This is a genomic window from Salimicrobium halophilum, from assembly GCF_900100295.1.
GTDB classification, from domain to species: Bacteria; Bacillota; Bacilli; order Bacillales; family Halobacillaceae; genus Salimicrobium; species Salimicrobium halophilum.
In genome coordinates, this window is record NZ_FNEV01000006.1 from 87,576 (window position 1) to 110,992 (window position 23,417).

The 23,417-nt window shown below is 49.3% G+C and carries 21 protein-coding genes; 6 read left to right on the forward strand and 15 right to left on the reverse strand.

What is annotated here, in order from left to right; all coding sequences use genetic code 11:
* Positions 1 to 13 precede the first annotated feature (13 nt).
* The 5 genes from BLQ44_RS10555 to BLQ44_RS10575 all read right to left on the reverse strand — a co-directional run bounded on the left by BLQ44_RS10555 (position 14) and on the right by BLQ44_RS10575 (position 5,939).
* Complete coding sequence (locus BLQ44_RS10555; RefSeq protein WP_093193866.1) at positions 14 to 1,603, reverse strand: ABC transporter permease; 1,590 nt, start codon at positions 1,601 to 1,603, stop codon at positions 14 to 16.
* Positions 1,603 to 2,499: an ABC transporter ATP-binding protein gene (locus BLQ44_RS10560; RefSeq protein ID WP_093193867.1), complete on the reverse strand. Its 897-nt coding sequence runs from the start codon at positions 2,497 to 2,499 to the stop codon at positions 1,603 to 1,605. The genes BLQ44_RS10555 and BLQ44_RS10560 overlap by 1 nt, the downstream gene beginning before the upstream one ends.
* Positions 2,496 to 3,128 (reverse strand): TetR/AcrR family transcriptional regulator, encoded by a 633-nt coding sequence (locus tag BLQ44_RS10565; RefSeq protein WP_093193868.1) that lies wholly within the window; start codon positions 3,126 to 3,128, stop codon positions 2,496 to 2,498. Before BLQ44_RS10565 ends, BLQ44_RS10560 begins: the two co-directional genes overlap by 4 nt.
* 320 nt (positions 3,129 to 3,448) lie before the next feature.
* Positions 3,449 to 4,996 (reverse strand): L-glutamate gamma-semialdehyde dehydrogenase, encoded by a 1,548-nt coding sequence (gene pruA, locus BLQ44_RS10570; RefSeq protein ID WP_093193869.1) that lies wholly within the window; start codon positions 4,994 to 4,996, stop codon positions 3,449 to 3,451.
* A gap of 25 nt (positions 4,997 to 5,021) precedes the next feature.
* Positions 5,022 to 5,939: a proline dehydrogenase family protein gene (locus BLQ44_RS10575; RefSeq protein WP_093193993.1), complete on the reverse strand. Its 918-nt coding sequence runs from the start codon at positions 5,937 to 5,939 to the stop codon at positions 5,022 to 5,024.
* Positions 5,940 to 6,304: 365 nt separating this feature from the next.
* Here BLQ44_RS10575 and BLQ44_RS10580 point away from each other — a divergent pair, with 365 nt between their 5' ends.
* Positions 6,305 to 7,285 (forward strand): P1 family peptidase, encoded by a 981-nt coding sequence (locus BLQ44_RS10580; protein WP_093193870.1) that lies wholly within the window; start codon positions 6,305 to 6,307, stop codon positions 7,283 to 7,285.
* Here the strand turns inward: BLQ44_RS10580 and BLQ44_RS10585 are convergent.
* From BLQ44_RS10585 to BLQ44_RS10595, 3 genes are all read right to left on the reverse strand, one after another.
* Positions 7,270 to 8,211 carry an ArsA family ATPase gene (locus BLQ44_RS10585; protein ID WP_093193871.1) on the reverse strand — a complete coding sequence of 314 codons (942 nt, stop codon included), beginning with the start codon at positions 8,209 to 8,211 and terminating at the stop codon, positions 7,270 to 7,272. The genes BLQ44_RS10580 and BLQ44_RS10585 overlap by 16 nt on opposite strands.
* A 14-nt stretch (positions 8,212 to 8,225) precedes the next feature.
* Positions 8,226 to 8,492, reverse strand: a complete 267-nt coding sequence (locus tag BLQ44_RS10590; protein WP_176757503.1) for a cory-CC-star protein — start codon at positions 8,490 to 8,492, stop codon at positions 8,226 to 8,228.
* 73 nt (positions 8,493 to 8,565) lie between these two features.
* Positions 8,566 to 10,302, reverse strand: a complete 1,737-nt coding sequence (locus tag BLQ44_RS10595) for a carbon starvation CstA family protein (RefSeq protein WP_093193872.1) — start codon at positions 10,300 to 10,302, stop codon at positions 8,566 to 8,568.
* Positions 10,303 to 10,710: 408 nt separating this feature from the next.
* On the opposite strand from BLQ44_RS10595, the gene BLQ44_RS10600 reads away from it, so the two are divergent.
* The 3 genes from BLQ44_RS10600 to BLQ44_RS10610 all read left to right on the forward strand — a co-directional run bounded on the left by BLQ44_RS10600 (position 10,711) and on the right by BLQ44_RS10610 (position 14,374).
* Positions 10,711 to 11,889, forward strand: coding sequence for an MFS transporter (locus BLQ44_RS10600; protein ID WP_093193873.1), 1,179 nt, complete (start codon positions 10,711 to 10,713; stop codon positions 11,887 to 11,889).
* 80 nt (positions 11,890 to 11,969) lie between these two features.
* Positions 11,970 to 13,157 carry a CynX/NimT family MFS transporter gene (locus BLQ44_RS10605; RefSeq protein ID WP_093193874.1) on the forward strand — a complete coding sequence of 396 codons (1,188 nt, stop codon included), beginning with the start codon at positions 11,970 to 11,972 and terminating at the stop codon, positions 13,155 to 13,157.
* A 14-nt stretch (positions 13,158 to 13,171) separates the two neighbouring features.
* Complete coding sequence (locus BLQ44_RS10610) at positions 13,172 to 14,374, forward strand: MFS transporter (protein ID WP_245688152.1); 1,203 nt, start codon at positions 13,172 to 13,174, stop codon at positions 14,372 to 14,374.
* A 24-nt stretch (positions 14,375 to 14,398) separates the two neighbouring features.
* On the opposite strand, the gene BLQ44_RS10615 is transcribed toward BLQ44_RS10610, so the two are convergent.
* Positions 14,399 to 14,947, reverse strand: a complete 549-nt coding sequence (locus BLQ44_RS10615) for a glutathione peroxidase (protein WP_093193876.1) — start codon at positions 14,945 to 14,947, stop codon at positions 14,399 to 14,401.
* A 161-nt stretch (positions 14,948 to 15,108) separates the two neighbouring features.
* Complete coding sequence (locus BLQ44_RS10620) at positions 15,109 to 16,764, reverse strand: SLC13 family permease (protein ID WP_093193877.1); 1,656 nt, start codon at positions 16,762 to 16,764, stop codon at positions 15,109 to 15,111.
* Positions 16,765 to 16,943: 179 nt separating this feature from the next.
* On the opposite strand from BLQ44_RS10620, the gene BLQ44_RS10625 reads away from it, so the two are divergent.
* The gene (locus BLQ44_RS10625; protein ID WP_093193878.1) at positions 16,944 to 18,095 is read left to right on the forward strand and encodes a LysM peptidoglycan-binding domain-containing protein; all 1,152 of its coding nucleotides are present in this window, start codon (positions 16,944 to 16,946) and stop codon (positions 18,093 to 18,095) included.
* Positions 18,096 to 18,308: 213 nt separating this feature from the next.
* Here BLQ44_RS10625 and BLQ44_RS10630 read toward each other — a convergent pair whose 3' ends face one another.
* Complete coding sequence (locus BLQ44_RS10630; RefSeq protein ID WP_093193879.1) at positions 18,309 to 18,881, reverse strand: NUDIX hydrolase; 573 nt, start codon at positions 18,879 to 18,881, stop codon at positions 18,309 to 18,311.
* A gap of 59 nt (positions 18,882 to 18,940) precedes the next feature.
* Here BLQ44_RS10630 and BLQ44_RS10635 point away from each other — a divergent pair, with 59 nt between their 5' ends.
* The gene (locus BLQ44_RS10635; RefSeq protein ID WP_093193880.1) at positions 18,941 to 19,693 is read left to right on the forward strand and encodes a CPBP family intramembrane glutamic endopeptidase; all 753 of its coding nucleotides are present in this window, start codon (positions 18,941 to 18,943) and stop codon (positions 19,691 to 19,693) included.
* A 50-nt stretch (positions 19,694 to 19,743) separates the two neighbouring features.
* Here BLQ44_RS10635 and BLQ44_RS10640 read toward each other — a convergent pair whose 3' ends face one another.
* From BLQ44_RS10640 to pxpB, 4 genes are all read right to left on the reverse strand, one after another.
* Complete coding sequence (locus tag BLQ44_RS10640) at positions 19,744 to 20,763, reverse strand: sensor domain-containing diguanylate cyclase (RefSeq protein WP_093193881.1); 1,020 nt, start codon at positions 20,761 to 20,763, stop codon at positions 19,744 to 19,746.
* Between the two features lie 158 nt (positions 20,764 to 20,921).
* Positions 20,922 to 21,689 carry a LamB/YcsF family protein gene (locus tag BLQ44_RS10645; RefSeq protein ID WP_093193882.1) on the reverse strand — a complete coding sequence of 256 codons (768 nt, stop codon included), beginning with the start codon at positions 21,687 to 21,689 and terminating at the stop codon, positions 20,922 to 20,924.
* On the reverse strand, positions 21,686 to 22,699 hold the full coding sequence (locus BLQ44_RS10650; protein WP_093193883.1) for a 5-oxoprolinase subunit C family protein: 1,014 nt from the start codon (positions 22,697 to 22,699) through the stop codon (positions 21,686 to 21,688). Before BLQ44_RS10650 ends, BLQ44_RS10645 begins: the two co-directional genes overlap by 4 nt.
* Positions 22,696 to 23,397 carry a 5-oxoprolinase subunit PxpB gene (gene pxpB, locus BLQ44_RS10655; RefSeq protein ID WP_093193884.1) on the reverse strand — a complete coding sequence of 234 codons (702 nt, stop codon included), beginning with the start codon at positions 23,395 to 23,397 and terminating at the stop codon, positions 22,696 to 22,698. Before pxpB ends, BLQ44_RS10650 begins: the two co-directional genes overlap by 4 nt.
* Positions 23,398 to 23,417: the final 20 nt, after the last annotated feature.

Consider the following 23,417-nt stretch of genomic DNA (forward strand, 5'->3'; position numbering starts at 1 on the left):
AGGAAATCGACAATCACCCCTCCAAATCACGTGTTTGATAACCTCGGAATCCCAAAACGATTAGCACCAACGCCATCGCACTCAAAAATATGATCGGGGTCCATGCCATCTCTTCATTCGGTAATTCAGGGACGAATCCGAATGGAGACAGGTACTCCATCCATTCCGGAAATTTGAACAATCCTCCAAAATACAGCACGATGAAAGCATATAACAGATATGCCCACACAAGCCCCGCTTTTCGCGGCACGAACCCGATCAGCACAACACTCACTCCAATCATGGCGTAAAGGGCCGGAAGATAGGCAGCTCCTGCTCCCAGAATCGTTCCGAACGAGAAGGGATCTTCCATCACGGAAATCGCAGCGATCCATAATCCGAAAAATGCAAGGAAGAGCATGACCGCCCCCTCCACCATAGCGATGAGCAAGTAGCTGACAAAAAAGCGGGCTCGTGATAAGGGCTTGGAAAAGGGAAGATCTCCTCTCCCTCTTTTCTCCTCCTTATACAATTTCAACATGGCCATAAGGGCAGGGATCGTAGCCATTATAGATATGACCACTATGAGCATAGACAGAAACTGGTCCGTAAAAGAATCCGAAGACTCTCCCGGCAGCATCTGCTGAAGAATCTGATTCCCTTCGAAAAATGTTTCCAGGTCACCGAGAATAGAACCGTACGACAAACCGACGAGCAGCATAGCTACACTCCAACTGATAATGCCGGGGCGCTGGAGACGAAACGCAAGTCCGACAGGCGTCCCGAGCCACGAGGAAGCTTCCGTTCGTCCGGACCTGGACGGCAGAAAGCTCGCATCCAAGTCGCGGATCGAAACCAGGTATCCCGCCAGGACAAACAATACTAGTCCCCCAGCGAAGAGCGGCACGACTGTCCACCATTGATTGCTGACAAACACTTCCGCTCTGGTCGTCAAATGAAGAGGGGAAAACCAGGAAAGCGTCTCTGCACTGACATCCCCTACCGCTCTCACAAAGTACGCGATGAGCAACAGTCCAAAAGCAAGCCCGAAAGAACTTCTCCCGTTATCCGTAAGCTGTGCCGTTACAGCCGTGATTCCGGCGAACAATATCCCCGTACCGCCGAGCACGGCTCCATATAGCAAAGACCCGTTCCCGTCGATACTTTCTATTCCAAGAACGACCAGCCCTGAGAATATGAGCAGAAGGAGGAGTAGGTTTACCGTAAGAGAATAGAGGAAAACGGCAAGCATATTGGCACCTTTCCCCGTAGGCAAAGCACGGACCAGTTCCAACACCCCTTCTTCCTCTTCCACACGGGTGTGTCTGTTCACCAATAAAATGTTCATAAGTCCCACGACGACTGCTGTAAGAAGGATCATTTCATGAGAGGTCATCGCTCCCACGGTATAAGAATCGAAATCCCCCGGTCCCAACATGGCTATGATTGCCGGGTTCCCCATCGTCTGTCCCATTACATCCCGCTCCGCCTGCGTCGGATAAAGGTTTTCAAAAGATATGGGTACGGCGACCGTGATAAGGGTGAAAGAAAGAAGCCAGATCGCTATTTTCAAACGATCGGTTTTCAATAGAAAGTAGAACAATCTGCCACTATTATGAAACATTATCTGTCACCTCCACCGCTTCCTTCGTAATGGCGCATGAATAGATCTTCAAGTGTCGGAGGAGCGCTCTCGATTTTTTTGATGCCGAAAGCACCCAACTCGGCCATAACCGTTTCCATCCTCTCTGTATCCACCTGAAAGGATACGCCACTCTGACGTTTTTCCACGTCGTGTACGCCTTCCCACGTTTCCAGGTTATCGATAGGACGGGAGGTTTCTACATATAAATTCGTACGCGTAAGGTGACGCAAATCCTCGAGGGTCCCTGTTTCGATCATCTCTCCGTCGCGGATGATTCCCACACGGTCACAGAGCTGCTCCACCTCAGACAGAATATGACTGGATAACAGAATGCTTTTGCCCTGATTTCTCGCTTCCTTCACGTATTTCTGAAAGGTACGTTCCATAAGCGGATCAAGCCCGGATGTCGGTTCGTCAAAGATGTACAAATCCGGTTCGATGGCAAACGCTGCAATCAGGGCCACCTTCTGCCGATTCCCTTTCGAATACGTACGGCACTTTTTCGAAGGATCGAATTGAAACGCTTGAATCAACTCGTCTTTTCTCCCTTTATTCTTCACCCCGTGGAAACTCATAAGAAGATCGATGACTTCTCCGCCGGTCAGGTTCGGCCATAGGTTCACATCTCCCGGCACATAGGCGAGTCGTCTGTGAATGGCGACGGCATCTTTCTTTGCGTCCATACCGAGGACCTCTGCCTGCCCGCCACTTGGATTCAGCATACCGAGAAGAATCCGGATGGTCGTCGACTTTCCGGCACCGTTCGGACCGATGAATCCGTAGACCTCCCCTTCTTTCACTTCCATATTCACCTTGTTCAATGCATTCACTTTTCCAAACTGTTTGGACAAGTCGACGGTACGAATCACAGTCATTGTCTCTCCTCCTTATAGAACGTGACTTTCAACACATCGAGATACTCAAAGAATTCTTTTACATACGAATCGAAATCACTCAGCTGGATCAACTGCTGCTTCAGTTCTATTCTCAAGCGTTCTTCATAGCCTCCGAGGAAGTACTGGATGATCTGAAACAGCTTTTCGCTGGATACATCTTCGCGGAACAACGTATAATCTATATCTTTATAAATGAGGGCATAGCCGTTTTCCTGAAGAGAGGCATATTGCTCTTTCAAGCGCTCCGGCAACTCATCCATGTCGGAAAGGAAAAAGGTGCTCGCAAATCTGAAGACAGCAGGATGTTTCACATACACTTCCCATTTGAGCCGGGTGACTTCTTTCATCCGTTCGATGAAATCCGTCTCGCTGATGTCGATTTCAGACATGTACTCTTCCTGCATGATCGTTAGGCTGTATTCCACCAGATAGTGGTACAGCTGCTTTTTATTTTTGAAATAATAAAACAGCATCCCCTTCCCGATACCAGCCTGTTTCACAATGTTATTCGTCGAAGCTTTCTCATATCCTTCTTCTGCAAACTCCAGAAGCGCGGCCTCGAGGATTCTGCTTTTTTTCTCTTCATCAAGCTCTTGGAATTTCTTCATAGGCACCTCTCCTATTTTAGTAGACCACCTCGGTCGATTTAAGTATACTCCTTTAGACCACCCCGGTCAACAAGAAAATGGAAACTGAACGGGTGCTCTGAATGGCCATCCGGGTTATGAGTCGATTTTTTTCAATACTAAAGAAAAATCGTTCCATAACCTGCATTATGAAACGATTTTCGGAAGCTTCTCGTTGAAATTATTCTATTGCTTATTTTATGCGATACTTTTCTACTTGTAATCTGCAGAAAACATCCCATTAAACTCTGGAACGCAAAAAAACCTCCCCGTAAAAGGGAGGTTTTCGTCTATTCAAGATCCTAGAACATTTCGGAAATCGTCTTCGCTTGCATGTGAAGCATGATATAGTCCGGTCCACCGGCTTTGGAGTCCGTACCGGACATCTTGAAGCCACCGAATGGCTGGTATCCGACGATTGCGCCTGTGCAGTTACGGTTGAAGTAAAGGTTTCCGACGTGGAAGTCGTACTTCGCTTTCTCCAGATGAGCACGGTTGTTGGAGATGACCGCACCTGTCAAACCGTATTCCGTGTTGTTCGCTACGTCGATCGCTTCATCGAAGTCACGTACTTTCGTGAAGCAGACGACCGGTCCGAAGATCTCTTCCTGCTGCATGCGGGATTCCGGATGAAGATCAGCAAAGATGGTAGGCTCGATGAAGTAGCCTTTCGAGTCATCGCCTTTACCACCTGTGACGAGACGACCTTCTTCTTTCCCGATGTCGATATACTTCATGACCTTGTCATACGCGCCCTGGTCTACGACAGGACCCATGTAGACATTGTCTTCAGTAGCGTTACCGACAGTCAGTTTTTCCGTACGCTCTTTGACCATATCCAGAAGTTCGTCATAGACGTCTTCATGAACGACGGCACGGGAACCGGAAGAACACTTCTGACCGGAGAAGCCGTAAGCCGAAACGACGATCGCTTCAGCAGCGATTTCGAGATCCGCTTCTTTGTCGACGACGACCGTATCTTTACCGCCCATTTCAGCGATGACCTGTTTCAGGTGCTTCTGTCCTTCCTGAACAATAGACGCACGCTCAATGATACGTGTACCTACGTCACGGGAACCTGTGAAGGAAATAAGTCCGACTTTCGGATGGTCGACGATTGTATCACCTACTTCTCCACCGCTTCCAGGGATGAAGTTCAGTACGCCTTTCGGAAGACCTGCTTCTTCAAGGACTTCGACGAATTTAGCTGCGATGACCGGGCTGTTCGAAGCCGGTTTCATCACGACTGTGTTCCCTGCTACGAGCGGAGCTACAGTCGTACCTGCCATGATTGCGAGAGCCAGGTTCCATGGTGGAATAACGGCCGTTACGCCAATCGGCTGGTAGATATACTGGTTGTGCTCGCCTTCGCGGCTTTCCACGTGCTTGCCGTTCTTCAGTTCAACAGCCTGACGACCATAGTATTCAAGGAAGTCGATCGCTTCCGCTGTATCCGCGTCCGCTTCTTTCCAAGGCTTCCCTACTTCATACGCGAGGTACGCAGAGAATTCATGCTTACGACGACGGATGTTCGCTGCCGCACGGAAAAGGATTTCAGCACGTGCTTCCGGGTCGAATTTTCTCCACTCTTCGAACGCGTTGGATGCAGATTCCACCGCTTTCTCTGCAAGCTCTTTGTTCGCTTTCGACACGACGCCAACGACTTCTTTCGTGTTCGCAGGGTTCGTCGATTCGATTTTTGCATCTGTACGGATACGCTCTCCGTCAATCAGAAGATCATGCTGTTTGCCGAGCTCTCCTTTGACATACTTGAGCGCCTCTTCAAACGCTTCTTTGTTTTCCTTTACTGAGAAATCTGTGAACGGTTCGTGCTTGTATGGTGTTACCATGATACATTCCCCTTTCCTTTAATTATTATCTCGAGAAAATTCCTTTGACTGCAAAGGCTATATTGGCAGGGCGTTCCGCCAGGCGTCTCATGTAATAGCCATACCATTCCATTCCGTATGGCATGTAGACGCGGACGGTATACCCTTCTTTCGCTAAATCATGCTGCAACTTGTTCCTCATGCCATAAAGCATCTGGAACTCGAAGCGATCTTTCGGAATGCCTTGTTCTTCGGCCAATTCCTTCGTGAAATTGATCATTTCTTCATCATGACTGCCGACAGCCGTATAGTTGCCGTTCAGCATATGTTTCTTGATCAGCTGCTTCAAATTGCGGTCTACCATGTCTTTGTCCTGGAAAGCCACAACACCGGGTTCTTTGTAAGCACCTTTTACCAGGCGCAGATATGGATTGTATTCATCGAGTTCGTCCAGGTCTTTATCTGAACGATACAAGTATGACTGGATGACAAGTCCGACATTCGTATACTTGGCTCTCAGTTGTTTGAATATATCGATCGTAGCCTGACATCGGCTCGAATCTTCCATATCAAGCTGGAGGGTCACTCCCCGTTCCCGGGCCTTATCCAGAATCATCTCCATATTCGTAAGCACCAGTTCACGGCTGATATCGAGACCGAGAGACGTCAATTTCACCGACATCTCACAATCAAGCTTGTTATCCGCCATCGCATCGATGGTCTCCACCGCTTCCTGCGCCCGTTCGCGGGCCTCGGATTCAGACTCCACGAACTCGCCCAAATGATCTACCGTCACTACTAACCCATCCTCGTTCAGTTGTTTGATAACTGGAATTGCCTGAGAGAAGGTCTCTCCGCCGACCAACTTATCGACACCGAATCGGGTTCCGTACCGTTTTGCCAAACGGTCGAGTGTTTTATTATTTGATAAAAACAAGAAAAAATTCTTCGTGATGGCTTGCAAATTCAACACACCCTTTCTTCCCTTACCTCCCTGAACTCGTGATGAGTTAGTTAGCAGATCCTTTTTGAACTCTTAAGAAAATTATAACTATTGGAAGCGGATTCCTCAACGTGTCCGAGTCACAAACATGTAAGGGGTCTTTTATAGTTTAATCACAATGACCGAGAAAAGTGGATGCAACTAGGCATTGCCATTCTCGGGGGAATATCATTCTGCACTCGATGAATAAGAAGTGATTTTTTGTGTTTCAATCACTGTACAAGGGGTGTACCCCGTAATGATTCCTTTCACACACAATGATCGAATTAAATCGCTGTCTTATCTCCATGGTACAATACTAATCGGAAAGAAAAGGAGGAAGCTGAATGGAAAAAGGAAAAAAGAATGGCATCACAGATGTAGCAGGGGTCCGGGTAGGACACGAAACGTTGAACGAAGGAAGCGCACAAACCGGAGTGACAGCCATCCTTCCTCATAGTGGAAATCTATTCAAAAACAAAGTGACGGCCGCCTCGCATATCATCAACGGCTTCGGGAAAACGGCAGGACTCATCCAGCTAGAAGAACTCGGTGTCCTCGAAACACCTATCTTGTTGACGAACACCCTTGCAGTAGGTACCTGCTTCGATGCGCTCGTAGATCATGCTTTAGAAGAGAACGGAGACATAGGCAGAACGACAGGAACCGTCAACCCGGTCGTCGGCGAATGCAACGACATGCTCCTAAATGATATAAGGAAAAGAAGCGTCACCATCGAACATGCCCGTCAAGCGATCCGTAATGCAGCGGAATCCTTCGAGGAAGGGTCCGTCGGTGCCGGACGTGGCATGATGTGCTACTCCTTGAAGGGAGGCATCGGGTCGTCCTCCCGGGTCTTGTCCATAGAGGGGACCACAAACACGATAGGGATACTCGTCGTCTCCAACTTCGGTTTTATGAGGGATCTGAACGTTCATGGATCTCCGGTGGGACAGTACTGGTGGGGAAAGACCCGGACAGAAGAACATGAAGATAAAGGGTCCGTCATGATCATTGCCGCAACAGATGTCCCTATGAACCATCGGCAGTTGAAGCGGGTATTGAAACGATCGGTGACAGGTCTCGCCCGTACCGGCTCGGTCATCAGCAACGGAAGCGGAGATATTGCAATCGGGTTCACTACGGCCGAAACTTCCCAGTCAGTTGCTGAGCACCATTTGGATGAAGCATTCCGCGCCATAGGGGAAGCGACCGAAGAAGCTGTGCTCCGTTCTCTACAACAAGCCTCCCCTGTAACCGGAAGAGATGAATTCCGCCCCTCGACTTGGAAGGAAATGATCGAGACGTATCCCTACCCTTTTTCCTGAGTCATGGAACGATGAAGATGGCTACTGAAAGCTTCCAGCTGCTTGAGGGTCGCTACATCTTCTTCGAATAACGGTATCTCTACAAGATGCTGATCGGTGAACGTCTCTCTTATCTTCGCCAGATGGTCCTTTTCGATCTCCCGACGCTTCTCGAGGAATTTTCCGTCCGCATGAGCAGGTAACACTTTATTCACGAAAATATCGCGGATATGGAAATGATGCTGATGCAGCTGCTCGATCGCTTGCTTCGTTTCCAAAATAGAAAGCCTTTCCGGAATCATGACAAAGATGAAATTGGTCTGACTCTCGTCCAGCACGATTTCACGGACGGCTTCGAACTTCTCGCGCCGTTTCTGAAGTACATCGTAAATCGGGTCTTCAACAGGTTCCCCGTCGTTCAGAAGCTGCGTGTAGTTGTCATTCGTCTTCTTCCGTTTCTCGAGCATTCCGTCGATCCACACCGTCATCAGCTCAGGGAGCGTCAGGAGACGGAGCGTATGTCCGGTAGGGGCGGTGTCGAAAATGATCTGGTCGAAGTCATCTTTCTCCTCGAGAATGATTGCCGTCAGACGGTCGAACAAGGCGGCCTCCTCCGCTCCCGGAGAAGCACTAGCCATATCGATCTGGCGATGTACTTCTTCGACCATTTTCGATTTCACCAACCCCTGCAGGTTCTGTTTCACTCCTTCGATATAACGCTTCGATTCTTCTTCGGCATCGACTTCCATGCCCCACAGGTTCTCCGTCAACTGCTCCTTTTCATGAGTGAGCGACGTATGGAAGATGTCACCGAGATTATGAGCGGGGTCCGTCGATACGATCAGCGTCTTCTTCCCTTCCTTCGCTCTCACCAGGGCGAGGGCTGCGCTTGTCGTAGACTTTCCGACGCCTCCTTTTCCTCCGATAAATATAACTTTTTCATTCATATAGTCATTCTCCTTTAACAGCAGCGTATTCCTTCAAGGGGAGATTTCTCCATCCCCATCCGTAAATGCCAATCGTGGAACTTCTCGATAATATACGGATAAAGTTCTAACGTATAATAGAAGGCCGGATTCGGAATGCCGAGCATATCCGAATACAGCAGAAGAAGGAATAAATCATCCTCATCCCTGAGCTCCCGGGCAATCTCTGTGCGGTGCGGGAGGCTGAGTACTTCCTCGTAGTAATCCACAAGACGTTTGATCATCGATTTCCGGTCAGGCATCCTTTCATCCCTCCTTTCTGAAAAACGAGAGAAAAGCCACACGATGTTCGTGCGACTTCCTCCAGTCTTTCTATTATGCGCTTTTCTCCGCGCTATCCTTTTCATCATTCATGAGTACGGAGATGGACGTAATCATGATCCAGATTGCAAAGATCATGACAATCGCTCCGAAGGTGAACAGCAACCAGTCCGAACTTTCTGCCCAAGGCGCCCAATCCGTAAACACCTGGGACACCATCGCCCAAAGCGTCATGAACATCAGGAAGATCATCGGCACCATGGCCGGCCAATAGTTTCTGCCGAGACGCTTCAGCCATACGGAGATGAGCAGAAGACTGATTCCCGCGAGAAGCTGGTTGGACGTTCCGAACAACGGCCATAGAAGGTAGCCTCCGGAACCGAATCCGTTCGGTCCTTCCGGAATAAGCGTCAATGCCGCACTCGAGACAACGGCTACCGAAGTCGCTACGTGCATTTTCGTAAGAGAAGGTACATTATATTCTGTACCTAGCTCGGATATGATGTATCTCATAAGTCGTACAGAAGAATCGAGAGTCGTCGCGGCAAAGCTGACAACAATGACGGAAACGATGGTCGCAGCTGCCTGCGCAGGAATTCCAAGACCTGTAGCCAGTTGCGCTGCCCCCTGAACAAAGACGCCGAGGCCGGCACCGCTCGCTTCTGCAAATCCGCTATACGTGTTCGCGAACTCCCCGGATGTCGGGAAGAAGGTGACAACGGCAATGATGGAAATAAGCGCGAGCGCCCCTTCTCCGACAGAACCTAGGTACCCGACCATTCTGGCATCGGTTTCTTTATCCAGCTGCTTCGAAGAGGTCCCCGAAGAAACGAGACCGTGGAAGCCGGAGATAGCACCACAGGCGATCGTGATGAACAGAAGCGGGAACCAGGACGTATCAGCTGTACCGTTGCTTACAGGCGCTGTAACTTCAGGGTTCGTGAATAAAAGACCGAGATAAAGCAGTCCGAGACCTACGATCAACTGATGGGAGTTGATGAAATCGCGTGGCTGCAACAGTTTCCATACAGGCAGCGTAGACGCGATATACACGTAAGCCATAAGAATGACGATCCAGACGAAGAAAGCCATCGATGTGGCTGACATACCGAACGCGGTCGTACTTCCTTCCCCGCCGAAGTAACTTACAAGGTCTATCTGCAGGGCAGGAACGTAACTGGCAACAATGGCTGTAAAGTACATGACCGCAAGTGCTGCAATAGAAGGAAGCAGCATACTTCCCTGTCTTTTATAGACGCTGTACCCAATCCAGACAGCCAGCGGAATTTGGATGAACACTGACAGAACCGCTGAAGGATTCGTAATGAACAGATTCGCGATAACCCAGGCGAATACGGCGTTGACCATCAGGACTAATAGAAGAATGATGAATAAGAACAATATTTTCGCACGCTGACCGATCAACGTGTTCGCAAGCGTCCCGACGGACTGTCCTTTATGTCGTACAGATAGGACAAGCGTTCCGAAATCGTGGACCCCGGCAGCGAATACGGTACCAAGAAGCACCCATAACACAGCTGGAAGCCACCCCCAATAAACGGCAATCGCCGGACCGAGAATCGGTGCTGCTCCTGCTACAGATGTAAAATGGTGCCCCCATAACACCCATTTATTCGTAGGTACGAAATCCACCCCGTCTTTATATTTATGTGCAGGGGTCTGATAGTCAGGGTCGAGCTTATAGATCTTCTCTGCAAGAAACTTGGAATAATAGCGATATCCGAGTGCCAGAACGATGATACCGAAAACCGCGAGCCATATACCACTCATGCTACTGCCTCCTTTTTTACTTATTTTGTAATGTATACGCTTTCAATGCAAAAGTAATTATACTACCTTTTGAACGGGCGTTCAACACATGATACTGATTTTTCTAAATATTACAACTAAAGGGTTCTTGTGGATTTGAATAACTTTCGATATACTGGAAACAGAATTCTTCAGAAGGAGGGAAAGAAATTGTCTACGTTCGGAAACATGAGCCAAGTCGCTCGTTTCAACGCATTCATGGCTACAATTTTTGGCATTTTCACCGTTCACGGGACACGTATGTCTTTTTTCGGAACAAATGCCTTATATGAATGCCGAACGTAAAATTTCTTACCCTACCCCTGCTCCACAGGTAAGTTTTTTACCTGTGGGGCTTTTTTTGTGGATAGGGCCTTCAGGAGGATCCTAATGAAACGGAATATAAGATTCATCTATCTATACATTTTCTTAGCTCAACTATTTTTCGACCGGGCACTGTGGGTCATTTACTTGAACGAACAGGGCATGAGCATGACGGAGATCGGGGTCATCGAAGCCCTTATGCACCTGTCTGTCGTGCTTTTGGAAGTGCCGACGGGAATCATCGCCGACCTTTACGGAAGGAAAGTCAGTCTCTTCATCGGTAATGTGATGAGTATCGGATACGGTACGTTCATGCTCGTCGGAGATTCCTTCTCCCTCTTCGGGTTGGCTCTCGTCACTCTCGGTGTATCCGTCACCTTCCAATCCGGGGCCGAGGAAGCCCTCGCCTACGATACACTGAAAGAATACGGAGAAGAGAAGAAATATACGAGCATTATGGGAAACATGATTGCGCTTGCTCTCATTTCCCTAAGCATCGCCAAGCTTCTCGGCGGATGGCTCGCCGAAATCGACTTCACCTACGTCTATGCAGGAGTCATCATTTCGCATATCGCGGCACTCGTTCCGATATTCTTCCTTCATGAACCTCCGAGGGAAAAACCGGAGAAGATGTCCATACGCGAGCAGTGGCTATCTCAGCTGAAGACAGGGACACAAGTATGGAAGAAGCATCCATCGATTCATGTGCCAATCGTCTTTTTCGTCAGTCTGGGAGCTGTCGCTGTCATCATAGTCTTCTATGGTCAGGAGTATTTTGTGAGACTCGGACTCAGCCCGCTATGGATCGGAGCCATCTTTACAGTAGAAGGACTGATCGGGGCGTGGATGGCTAAAATGGCTTATAAATTGGAAGAGAAATGGTCGTTCTTCTCTATCACCAAATACGGCTACCTTCTGTTCCTCTTATTCTTCATTCTGTTCATCTGGAGTCCCGTCTGGGGAATCGTGGGTTCCTTTCTGATTTTGTGTCAGCTACTGACGCTGTACGAACCGATATTTTCGAACTTTATCCAGAACCGGTTGAACAGCTCGATCAGAGCGACGTTCTTTTCGATGATCAGTGTCGTCGAAAGTTTCGTGACAATGCTCACTTTCCCCCTGTTCGGATGGATCATCGATATTTGGTCCTTTGAGACCGGCTTTCTCGGAATGCTTGGGCTATTGGCTGCCCTCTATGTCTGGCAGTCTTCCGCTTTAGAAAAGAATAGGCATCAGCTTACTTGAAGAGAGGGCTGTCCCGATAGGCAACGGGGCAGCCCTCATGCTATAGTGAGGGAAGGAAATCTGTGGAAAGAAGGAAAAACATGACGAATAGAAAACTATACACAACACTACTTATACTGGGAATCATCCTCGTATCTTTTAATCTGAGACCGGCGATCACTTCGGTCGGCCCTGTCATCGGACTCGTCCGGGAAGATTTGAACCTGGCGAACTGGAGTGCAGGTCTTCTGACGACGTTACCTCTTGTCGCTTTCGCCTTCACTTCTCCCGTCACTCCGAGAATCAGCGCAAAGTTCTCCAGTGAACGGACGCTGTTGGCAGGGATGTTCTTTATATTCATCGGCGTCGTAGCCAGACTGATCCCTAATACATTCATTCTCTTTGCAGGAACATTGCTTGCAGGAATCGGAATCGCCGTCTGCAACGTACTCTTGCCCGGCGTGGTGAAAGAGAAGTTCCCGAACAAAGTCGCATTCATGACCGGTGTGTATGTAACATCCATGGGAGTATTCGCATCCGTCGCTTCCGGCGTCAGTATCCCTATCGCTTCCGGACTTGGATGGGGGTGGACCAATACCCTCGCCATATGGGCGATTCCAGCTCTTCTTGCTATGATTCTATGGATCTATCTTATCTGGAAAGAGAGGAACACCGCTAAAGAGGAGGAATACATAGCTTTAGAGGATTCGAATGTTTGGAAATCCCCGCTTGCCTGGAAAATCGCAGCCTTTATGGGACTGCAGTCTTTTCTGTTTTACGTAACCGTCGCATGGCTTCCGGAGATGCTTCACGCCAGCGGAGTCACGATTGCCACAGCCGGATGGATGACATCTGCTGCCCTTTTCATAGGGCTGCCTGCGAGTTTTCTCGTTCCGGTCATCGCCGAGAAATTCGAAGACCAGCGATACGTCGTTCTTCTTCTCGGCTGCATAGCCTTAATTGGATATTCGAGCCTCTGGATCGGCAACTCTTTACCTTTATTGATTCTAAGCATCATATGCATCGGTATCACCTTAAGTGGAAGCTTCGCCTTAGCTCTCGCTTTCCTCGGGATGAGGACGAAATCGGCTCGCCAGGCTTCCGCTCTGTCCGGAATGGCTCAGGCATTCGGCTATGCGCTTGCCGCTATCGGTCCGATGCTGATCGGTCTTCTTTTTGATATAAGCGGCAGTTGGACGATTCCGATCATCACCTTGCTCATCGTTTCTCTCGGGGTCATCGGATTCGGTATGGAAGCCGGGAAGAACAGATACGTGGAGGAATCATGAAGGGAGAGAGACCTGTGACAGACACAAAACCCTACACACCGAAGGACACGAAATTCTGGCAAGTCACCTTGAGTCTCGCACTCGCTTCTTTCTTCATTTTCGCAAGTATGTACGCGGTCCAACCTCTGTTCCCGGTGTTCGTCGAAGAATATGATATAGGAATATCAGCAGCAAGTCTTTCGCTTTCTTTCACGATCATCGGGTTGATTGCAGGACTGATCATTCTCGGGTTCTTCTCTGATCGCCATGGACGGACGGTTTTCATGAAAGCAGCGGTGGCCGGTGCCACTATTCCTTTTTTGATCATCCCGTGGACCGATTCGTTCGTTCTGCTTCTCCTGTTCCGGTTCATTCAGGGAATGGCTCTGGCCGGTCTTCCGGCTGCCGCCCTGGCGTATCTCAATGAAGAAATGGACAGACAAAGTGTACACGTCGCCACGGCCCTATACATATCCAGTAATGCTTTGGGTGGGATGGCCGGACGCGTGCTCGCCGGCGCTGTTACGGATTTCTTTTCCTGGCAAACCTACTTCTACATCCTCGGTGCTATCGGTACTACGATGTTTTTACTAATGCTTTGGTTGCTTCCGAATTCCCGTTTTTTCGAGCCGAGCGACCTCTCATTCGGTCATGACCTGCGCGCCTTTTCCTATCATTTGAAAAACCCGACATTGCTTCTCATTTTCGGATTAGGCATCGTTTTCCAGACGAGCTTCACCGGGGTGTGGACGTTTCTTCCGTTCCATCTTCAGGAAGAGCCCTTCTCCCTATCTCTCGGAAGTATCTCTCTGTTCTACTTCGCTTACGGACTGGGAGTGGTCGGCTCTCCCCTTGCCGGATGGTTCGCAGGTCACTTTGAGCTTCCAAGAGTCCGCATTGCAGGTATTCTCCTTCTCTGCACCGGAATATTCATGATGCTGTCGACTTCCCTGTGGATCGTTTCTCTCGGGCTCGGGCTCATCTGTCTGGGCTTTTTCACAGCGCACTCGCTTACCGCTTCCTCGGTCGGGGAACTGGTCTCCCATCATAAGGGAAGTGCTTCAAGCCTGTATCTCGTGTCTTATTACATCGGAGTCGTAACAGGCAGTTCGATGCTCGAACCGCTGTATGAGAGATGGGGATGGCAAGGACTCATGTCGTTCTTGGCGGTGCTTCCTCTCCTTTATATAGCAATCGTCAGCACCGTCACTTCTTCTCAAAAAAAAGCCCCCGAGTAGACTTCCATACTCGGGGGCTCGTCATTAAGCCAGTGCTTTTTGAATATCTTCATCCATGTCCCACGGCTCTGTCGTAGATTCGAAACGTTCCAGGACGTTGCCTTCCCGGTCTACGAGAAACTTCGTGAAGTTCCATTTGATGGAATCCCCTTCCATGTAATGAGGATACCTATCATTGATGATGGAGGTAAGAAGCTTGGACGTCGGGTGCTCCATATTGAATCCCTGGAACGGCTTCTGGGAGGCCAAGTATGTAAACAATGGATCCGCCTCCTGGTCGCGGACATCGATCTTCTTGAAAATCGGAAAGTTCACTCCGAAATTCATCGCACAGAACTTCGTAATCTCCCCGTCTTCCCTCGGCTCCTGTTCAGCGAACTGATTGGATGGAAAGCCTAATATCTGCAATCCTTCTTCCTGATAGCGTTCCTGGATTTTCTGAAGGTCCTCCAGTTGCGGAGTGAATCCACATTTCGTCGCTGTATTGACAATCAGAAGAACTTTCCCTTTATATTTCTCCAGATTAGCGGTGAATCCGCTGGATGTTTTCACTTTGTATTCATGTACACTCATGTATAATCCCCTTCCTCAAGCTACTTTTTATCACGTTGAATGCATACAATTTCTTGTATACCTTTTTCAGTACATAAGTAAACCTTTTTACCTAAATAAAAAGACTTAAAAACCCGCCGGATCTATTCGACGGGCTTTGTTCCAATGAAGGTATGAGCAATTTATTCTGTCTGCTGGAACATCTCAGGAACTTCGGTCAAATCGATACCCCAGGCGACAGGGAGCCAGAAGTAGACGGCTATCGTTACAATCAGAATACCGACAAGGTTCAAGGCAGCCCCCGCTTTCGCCATATCCGGAATCCTCAAATATCCTGAACCGAAGACTACAGCGTTCGGAGGCGTCGCCACCGGTAGCATGAACGCCGATGAAGAAGCGACGCCGGCTGCGATCATGATAGCGTAGGGATGCACTCCGAGCGCAACGGCCAGCGATGCCATAATCGGATACATCATATTCGCCGTCGCTGTGTTGGAAGTGATCTCCGTCAAGAAGATGACCATCGCCGCCACAACGAGAAGAACGACAAAGAGATTCACTCCTTCGAGGAATGTCAGCTGATTCCCGAGCCATTCCGAAAGACCGGATGCACTGAATCCTCCGGCAATCGCAAGTCCTCCACCGAACAACAGCAGAATGCCCCAAGGCAGTTTCACTGCAGTATCCCAGTCGAGAATACGTCCTCCCCGTATATTCTTCGATGGAACGATGAATAGAATCGCCGAAGCCGTCAGAGCGATGACTGCATCGTTTATATTTTCATTTACATATTCCTGGAGTAAGAACGAACGAGTAATCCACGACAGCGCTGCAAGAACGAAGACGACGAGGATGACTTTTTCCTCGAAGCCGGCACGACCGATGTCATCTTTCTCTTTCTTGATGACCTCCCTGCCTCCGGGCAAGGTCTTCAATTTCAGAGGATACGCCACCTTGATCAGATAGAACCAGGCAAGGAAAAGAAAGCTCCATGCGACCGGTACGCCGAACAGCATCCATCGCGCAAAAGAAATCTGTACCCCGTACAAGTCTCCCGCAATCGCTGCAAACGCCGTATTAGGAGGTGTCCCGATCAACGTCCCGATCCCCCCGATGGAAGCGGAATAAGCGATTCCGAGCATCAAAGCTTTCCCGAAGCCGAAGTTCTCTTTGGAAGTATCGACCGATTCATCATCTTTCAATTGCTCGGACACCTGATAAATGATGGCAAGTCCGATCGGCACCATCATCATCGCCGTAGCTGTATTGGAAATCCACATGGACAGGAAGCCTGTCGCCACCATAAACCCGAGAATGATACGCTCTGTATTCGTACCGATCAAAAGAATAATGGTGAGAGCGATCCGCTTATGAAGATTCCACTTCTCCATCGCCAATGCGATCATGAAACCACCCATGAAGAGGAAGATGGTGTCATCTCCATAGGAGGAAGCGGTGGCATCCATCTCCCATCCGCCCGTAAGCGGAAATAGAATGATAGGTAACAACGACGTCAGAGGAATCGGAACAGCTTCCGTCATCCACCACGTCGCAATCCAAAGCGTACTTGCAAGCACCGCCTGCGCTTCCCCGGACATACCTTCCGGCTGAAAGAAAAGAAGTGTCAGCACAAACAATATAGGTCCGGTGAACAGACCGATTCGCTGTGCCTTATTGTAACTTGGACCTTCTCCCCCGCTTTCCGGTTTCGGACTTCGTTCAGAATCCGTCCCTTTCCCGGAGGAGGTGCCGCTGTGATTCGGTTTCACGAAGAAACTGAGTAACTCTTTCGCCTGATTATGCTTCTCCCATAACCAGTTCAATGCTGTCGTACCCATATGGATCCTCCTGTCCTCAAGTATTATGTATGCGTTCACATTTTGCAATTGTACCAGAATTTCGACAATTTTTGTATAATTATTGCTTAAACGGAAATCTTTACCGGTACCTGAATAAGGACTTTCCCGGGAGAACAGGGTATAATAAAGACATAATCCCCTATAGTGAGGTGGCAACGATGATACGTAAAACACCCCTGTTTTTTCTGATTGTGTTGCTGATGCTCGCTTTCCCTCTTACTGCTTATGCTGCCGCATCCTCCTTCATTACAAATGGCACCACATCCTCGAAAGAAGTCGCCCTTACTTTCGACGATGGCTCCGACGGTACGAATATAGGCAGAATCCTCTCTATACTCGACCGGGAGAACACGACAGCCACCTTTTTCCTGACAGGAAGAGGTGCCGAAAATCACCCTTCTTCCATTCGATCCATTGTTGATGCCGGTCATGAAATCGCCAACCATTCTTATTCCCACCCGGATTTCACTACTCTCTCCGCCACTGAGATGAAAAATGAATTATCGCGCACAGAGGACACTATACGCTCCACGACAGGACAAGCCCTTTCTCCTTTATTCCGTGCTCCGTTCGGGGCCGTCAACGACCAGGTCCTTCAGGTTGTCGGTGATGCAGGCTACCCATATACCATCCACTGGGACATCGATACGCTGGATTGGAAAGGCCTATCAACCACAGAAGTCTACAACAGAATTATGAACAACGTAGAAGCAGGATCGATCATTCTTATGCATACAGGAGCAGGAGCTTCCGGGACCCCGGGGGCTATCGAGAGAGTGATTCCCGAATTGAAACGACAGGGCTATAGTTTCACTACTGTCTCTCGGATCCTGGGACTGGAACAATCTTCGACCCATACCGTCCAAGCCGGAGATACGCTATATTCTTTGGCCAAAAGATACGGTACGACCGTTGAAGCACTTACCTCCGCTAACGGGATCACGGATGTTACGAACATACAGATCGGAGAAGTTCTCACCATTCCTTCCACTACCGGAGGCGGGAGCTCAGATGGAGATGGATATACCGTCAAACGGGGAGATACCCTTTACAGCATCGCGAGAACATACGGCGTCTCCGTCTCTGCCATTGTGGAAGCGAACAACATCCTGAACCCTGCGTTGATCCGTGTCGGTCAACAGCTCAAGATTCCGGATGCCTCTTCGTCCCGCTATACCGTCAAACCAGGCGATAACATGTACAGGATCGCTCTTAATCATGGCGTTACACTCGCCGAGCTCGCTCGCGCCAATTCCATATCTTCGCCCTATCTTATTCACCCTGGTCAGGTACTCATTATTCCGAATTGAATAGAAGGGCGGGCGCGTTATCCTTCATTCATTTGATCCAGAAATGAAAAAGTGTCTCATAACTCTTTCAATGCCACATTTTTGTTTAGGGACCCTGTCAAAAGTGTGGCATATAGAAAAATATGAGGTGCTATTTCCGCTCAGAACTTGTAAAAACACCTCATAACACTCCAAAAAAGCCCCGGTCACCACATGCGACCGGGACTTTCTTATCTAATCGATCAACTCTTTCTCCACTGCTTCGATGATCCTTCTATAGTAGTCATTCTCGTGCGGTACGAAAGCCTCCCGGGTAAGGCTCATTTCTTTTTCTCCAGAAATGACATCCGTTTCCCCGTTCCAAAGAGCCTTGAAGTCCTGCCACAGCACACGGTCCACGTCCTTCACTTCCTCTTCCTGTAACGTGAATTGGGTAAGAGAATGGGTGCATTCATACATATGCTCATGAGCGAATTCTTTATCTTTCCCGATCCATGTATCCAGGAGAGCTACCTTTTTCATATCTTCATAGGTAACATCAAGCCCGAGTTCTTCTTTCACCTCTCTCACCCCGTCCCTCACGGATTCATCGGCTTCGATGTGCCCGGCCGCGGTAATATCGTACAGTCCCGGATAGTCCTTCTTCTCGGGACTTCGTAATTGCAGGTACAGGAACCACTGCCCCTCGTGCCTGCTCACACACCAGCAATGGAACACTTCATGCCACTCTCCCTGTTGGTGTGCCTGTTCTCTCGGCATTGTCCCTTTATACTCAAAGGCTTCTGTAAAAATTCTGATATACTCCATTGCATCTCTTCCTTCCCCTCGATAAGTGGTATAATTATGTAAAAAGGAGGTCCTTCCGCTTGAGCAAAGATCTGAAGATTTCCCTCATCCTCGCTTTCCTCAGTTTCATAGCTGGATTTATCATCGTTCCGTACCAGTTACAGATGATGCCGGAGATCAGAGATATGCTGACGATCTCTGTACCACTGGCAACGCTCCTATCTTCGGTTCAATTATTCATTCTATCATTTCTTCTGTCGTTCGCCGGAGTCAAATTGGCCCGCCGTGCAGCATTGACTCTGCCTTTCTTCCACTCCCTCGCTTCCGGGGAAAAATTCTCCCTGGACCGAAGAGGATTCATCAGAGCGATTGTTGCAGGGCTGCTTGTCGCTTTTCTGATCATCGCTTCCGACCGCTTCTATTTCGCGGACCACATCCCCTACTTACAGAGCAATCCTCCGGAGTTCTCGGCTCTTGCTCTCATAGCCGGTGTGCTTTACGGAGGTGTGGTTGAAGAAGTGCTGTTACGCTTGTTTCTCATGTCCGCCCTCGTCGCTATCGGAGCGATCATTTTCAAAAAGAAACCCGCAGCTCTCTACTGGAGTGCCATCATCCTTGCTTCTCTTCTGTTTGCAGCAGGGCACCTCCCGGCAACAATTACGCTCTTTGACGGACTTACGCCTTTGATCATCTTCCGGAGTTTCCTGCTGAATGGAATAGGAGGATTATTTTTCGGTTATCTTTTCTGGAAGCATGGCTTCATCTATGCCGTCCTCGCTCATATGCTTACTCATGTGTTCATGCAGCTTCTGTTCATTCCGGCATTCTACTGACCCGGTTCATTTTTTAGACAACGAAAAAAAGAGAGAAGTGTTTCCTCTCTTTAAGACCAGACCGTTATTCTGTTACGACCTTCCCGCTTGGATTCAAACAAGGCTTCGTCCGCTTTATGCATGATGTATCTGGCTTTCAGCAGATGATCCGCTTCGTTGCTGAAAATACCGATGCTGATGGTGACGTTTATATCCAGCCGACCGGCTTCATTCGATACGGAAATCGGCTCTTCGGCAATCACGGCACGGAGGCGGTCGGCAATTTCTTCCGCTTCTTTCTTATCGCTCGGATAGGCTAAGAGCATGAATTCCTCGCCACTCAACCTCCCGAAGTCATCACTCTCTCTCGTATACCTATCGAGACGTTTCGCAACTTCCCGGATCACTTCATCTCCGACGATATGTCCGTGTTCATCATTCACCTGCTTGAAATGATCGATGTCAATGATCAACACAGACAACGCCTCATCTTCCCGGTCCGAGAGAGCCATCTTTTTATAAAGCGCAGAGAGGACCGCATCCCTGTTAAGGACTCCCGTCATGGAATCGTAGGTCGTCTTCTTCTCCAGCTTCTCATTCACTTTCTCCAGACGTTTCGCTTCCAGGTGAAGTTCGATTTCATCCATGACTACCTGGGCAAGTTTCCGGAGAGCTCCGGCCCCTTTCTCTGAAAGCGAGCCGGGCTTCATGTCCATGGCACTCAATACCCCGATGCTATATCCATCATGAGTTGTAAGAGGAACGCCGGCATAAAATTCGATCCCTTCGCCTTCTGCTGCCAGGTGCCCTATAAATCCAGGATCTTTGCTGGCATGTTCAACGACGTAGAGCTCGTCCTGAACAATGACACGGTCACATAGTCCCGGCCTTCTTTTCACTTCTTCGATCTCCACCCCGTACGTCGATTTGAACCATATACGATCGGCATCCACAAGACTGATCATGGCAACCGGTACATTCACAAGCTCCGTCACCAGCTCCGTAATCCGGTCAAAAGCTGTATCCGGAGACGTATCAAGAATGTCATAGCGTTTCAGGGCTTCCACGCGTTCCTTTTCGCGTTCCTCCATGCTGTCCACTTCCTAGTTGAACCAAATTTTGTTCATTGAATTACTACTATAGTACCACAACGAATATGCATTCTAACCTTTTTCGCAGAATAAACAGCGAAATTTCACTTTCTCCTGCTATTATCCTGCTTTTTTTCACCTATACCTCCGTTTTTCTTTCATCGTCTGCTCCTGGGGGCAGTCACCTTGATCCCCTCATCGGTCAGAGCATTGCGGATAAAACGGGCGAAATCGATGGCTTCTTCATTATCACCGTGGATACATACCGATTCTGCCTTGATCCCTATATACTCACCATCAATCGTCCTTACTTTCTGGTCAAACACCATATCATTCACCTGCTGCAGAGCCTTTTCAGAATCTTTGATTACTGCCCCCTCTTGGGTACGGGGCGTTAACGTACCGTCCGCTTGATACGTACGGTCGGCGAATACTTCACTCACGGTCCTCACTCCTGCCAGCTCGCCCGCTTTGATCAATTCGCTTCCGGCGAGTCCGTAGAGAATGACGTCTCCTTTCGCATCCCTTACCGCTTCCGCTATCGTCTTCGCAAGAGAGGCATCCGTCGCCGCCATATTATATAGGGCGCCGTGAGGCTTTACGTGCTGAAGGCTAGTGCCTGCTGCCTCGGCAAAAGCCTCCAAAGCCCCTGTCTGATACATAGTAAGGGCATACGCATCCTCCGGCGTTATGTCCATTTTCCTTCTCCCGAAACCTGCGAGATCGGGGAGCCCCGGGTGAGCCCCGATAGCGACGTTTTTTTCGGCGGCCATCTGTACCGTCTTTTTCATCGTCATGGGATCCCCGGCGTGGAAACCGCAGGCGATATTAGCAGAAGTAACGTACGACAACACTTCCTCATCTTTTCCTTTTGTATATACGCCGAATCCTTCTCCCATATCACAGTTCAGATCGATGACACTCATATATGACCCTCCTCCACTTTCCTTCTGATGGCACTCCGGCACCAACGGATATACTGCTCCTGTTCCAAAAGGAGACGTTCCGCTTCCCGGTGAGGGATCATCATGAACCTCACCTTGTCACCCGGCTTCACTTGTCCCAGTTTGGAAAAATCCGCACTCGCTACTTGCGCCAGTTTCGGATATCCTCCTGTCGTCTGTCGATCCGCCAGTAAAACGATCGGCTGACCATTCTGAGGGACCTGGATCGTTCCGAACGTCACCGGTTCGGAGATGATTTCTTCCTTTACGGATAGGTTCAGAGGCTCTCCCTTCAGTCTGATCCCCATCCGGTCGGATTTCGTATCGACCTGGTACGCTTCTTCTGTAAATGAACGGATGCTTTCCTCTTCAAACAAGTGATGGTGGCGGCCTTCAAAGACCCGGATCGCTTCTCCCTGATTATTCATTGGCACCGCCATATCCGAAACCCACCAGTCGGAAGCAGCGAAGGGTCCGTTTATTCTTTTTTCTGTCAGCTGATCCACTATCCGTTCACTCATTGCTGAAGAACGGTTCCTTTCAAGGGTGCCCCCTTTCTGAAAGGCTCTTCCTTCGTGTCCGCCAAAACCGGCCTGTAGATATGTCGAAGCGCTTCCAAGGAATTCGTCCGCTTGGAATCCGCCCGCTACCGCTATATACGTACGGGCCCCTTTCACCGCGTTCCCGAACCGAAGCTCGTTTCCTTTGTGTACATACACCGGGCGCCACATTGGTACCGGCACCCCGTCTATTCGTGGCTGCATATCCCCACCGGTAATGGATAAGAGAGCAGCTTCCCGGAAATGAAAAGCAGCGCCCTGCAGTGTCATCTCCAGAGTCGCATCATTCTCATCATTTCCTATGACGATGTTCGCAAGTCGATGTGCTACGGTGTCCACTGCTCCTCCGACACTCACTCCGTACTTTTGATATCCTGCACGTCCGGAGTCCTGTATAGTCGTGAACAATCCTGCTTCAAGCACTTCTATCATTCCTCTTCCTCCCATTGTTCATATGCTTCTCTCGTAACGGAGAAGAACCTGACTTTGTCCCCCGGCTGCAGATAAGAAGGAGGGGTCTTCTCAGGAAGGAACAGGGAGAGGGGCGTTCTTCCGATCAATTGCCAGCCCCCGGGCGTTTCCAGAGGATAGACCCCTGTCTGCGACCCGGCGATCCCTACGGAACCGGCAGGGATCTTCAATCTTGGCTCTTCTTTTCGTGGCATCGCAATCTCCCCGTCCATTCCTCCAAGGAACGGAAAGCCCGGCGCGAACCCGAGCATATAGACGAGATATTCCCGGGACGTATGCTTTTCGATGACTTCGTCTTCCGTCAATCCGTTATGTTCAGCAACAGCGGGAAGGTCAGGACCGAAGTCGTCCCCTCCATAACATACCGGAATATCTATCGTCCGGCCGCTACTTGCCTCCCTTCCAGCGATAGAATCAATGCAGGCTGACACATATGCAGCAGCCCTTTCGTAAGGAGAGGAATGAGGATAGGTCTTACGCAACTGCATAGCGTCATAGTATACAGCGACCCCCGTATAAGAAGGGACCATTTCCGTAATCCAGGTGGCATCCATCTCTTCCACGATCGCCTGGACACGGTGATGAATGTCCGGACTGATCTCCTCCCCTACTATTATAAATAAGGACTGATCACCGAGCGGTTCAATGATATGTTTCATAGACACCTCTCCTTCGATCT